This is a genomic window from Lutibacter sp., from assembly GCF_041555395.1.
Lineage (GTDB): Bacteria > Bacteroidota > Bacteroidia > Flavobacteriales > Flavobacteriaceae > Lutibacter.
Genome location: NZ_JBFFKM010000119.1, coordinates 1 through 1782, shown reverse-complemented (window position 1 = coordinate 1782; position 1782 = coordinate 1). Strand labels below are relative to the sequence as shown.

The 1782-nt window shown below is 34.3% G+C and carries 1 protein-coding gene and 1 pseudogene; one reads left to right on the top strand and one right to left on the bottom strand.

Features of this window, described 5'->3' with window-relative positions; genetic code table 11:
- A pseudogene (locus ABY285_RS12575) lies at nucleotides 1-1201 on the top strand (TonB-dependent receptor); the annotation flags it as partial.
- A 70-nt stretch (nucleotides 1202-1271) separates the two neighbouring features.
- Here the strand turns inward: ABY285_RS12575 and bcp are convergent.
- Complete coding sequence (gene bcp / locus ABY285_RS12570) at nucleotides 1272-1724, bottom strand: thioredoxin-dependent thiol peroxidase (protein WP_372770581.1); 453 nt, start codon at nucleotides 1722-1724, stop codon at nucleotides 1272-1274.
- Nucleotides 1725-1782: the final 58 nt, after the last annotated feature.

The window sequence follows — 1782 nt, the reverse complement described above, 5'->3', positions numbered from 1 at the left end:
TTTAATCAACAATCTTGAAATAAATGGTACCTTCAAAAAGAATAGCCATCAAATAGATTTCGGTATTAAATATCAAAATGAAGACACCAAGGACCGAATAAATGAGTGGGAAGTTATTGATTCCTTAGGATTCAGCGTTCGACCTCCAAATTTCAGTTCCAATAATCAACCCTATGAACCTTTTACCGGAGAATTGCTTACTTTTCAAAGTATTCAAGCAAAAAACAATACTAAAATAGATCGATTGGTTTGGTTTGCGCAATACAGTAAAAATGCTTTTTGGAACAATCATAAAATCTGGTATAATGTGGGTATTCGTTCCCACAATTGGAATGTAAACGACAAAAATTCAACAGTTGTAAATCAAATTATTTACAGTGTTCGAGGTCAGTTCTCCATAAAACCCGATTGGGAAAAGGATATGCTTTTCAGAATTTCAGGAGGAATGTATAACCAACCGCCATTTTACAAAGAACTTAGAGACTATTCTGGAATGGTAATTCCAACCGTTGACGCACAAAAATCTATTCAAGCAATCATAGGAAATGATTACAGTTTTAAACTATGGGAAAGACCTTTTAAACTGGTTTCTGAAGTTTATTACAAACATTTAACTGACGTAAATACCTATACGGTTGACAATGTAAAGGTTCGATATAGCGCAGATAACAATGCAAATGCTTATGCCACCGGCATCGATTTGAGATTGAACGGAGAATTTGTTCCCGGCACGGAAAGTTGGGTAAGCATCGGATTTTTAAAAACGGAGGAAAATAAGAACAACCAAGGTTTAATTTCCCGTCCAACTGACCAGCGTTTTAAATTTGGCATGTTATTTCAAGATTATGTTCCCAACATTCCCAACATTAAAATGTATTTAAATTTGGTTTTTAACACCGGCGTTCCAGGTGGTTCTCCCTCCTATTCAAATCCTTATGAATATCAAAACCGACTCAATGCTTACAAAAGAGCCGATATAGGAATTTCCTATGTTTTTACAGATGCCAAGAACCAATACAATAGGGGCTGGCTTCGCGATTTTAAAGAATTATCTGTTGGTTTTGAAATCTTCAATATGTTCGATGTGCAAAACGCCATTACCAATACTTGGGTACGCGATGTATATTCCAAACAATTTTACGGCATCCCAAATTATATGACGCAACGCGTGCTTAATATTAAAATGGATGTGAAGTTTTAAATTTGTTGAATCGTTTATTTGTTTTTAGTGTAATTATTAAACTTTTATAGCCAATTCAATGCTGCAAATGTTACTTCAAAATTTGGCTAGCGTGTTCTTTTGTTTTAACTTTTGTAATAATGTCTTCTATAATTCCTTTTTCATCAATGACAAACGTTGTTCTGTGAATTCCATCGAATTCACGCCCCATAAATTTCTTAGGTCCCCAAACACCAAAAGCATTAATTACTTTTTTATCCTCATCCGCCAATAAAGGAAAAGGCAATTGGTGTTTTTCAATAAAATTTTGCTGACGTTTGCCTGAATCTGCACTTACCCCCAAAACTTCGTATCTTTTTGCCAAAAACGAATGGTAATTGTCTCTTAAATTACAAGCTTCCATAGTACAACCCGGCGTACTTGCTTTTGGATAAAAGAATAAAACCAATTTTTTACCTTTATAATCAGAAAGTTTTATGGTATTTCCCTGTTGGTCAAGTGCTTCAAAATTTGGTGCGGCATCGCCTATTTTTAATGTTGTCATAATTTGTATTTTAGCTTTTTGTAAAGATACTAAAAATGACCAAAGCCGAAAAAGTTCA

What these genes read in the sequence shown, in the direction of transcription:
- bcp (WP_372770581.1), bottom strand. Translation starts at nt 1,724, where the DNA reads ATGACAACATTAAAAATAGGCGATGCCGCACCAAATTTTGAAGCACTT.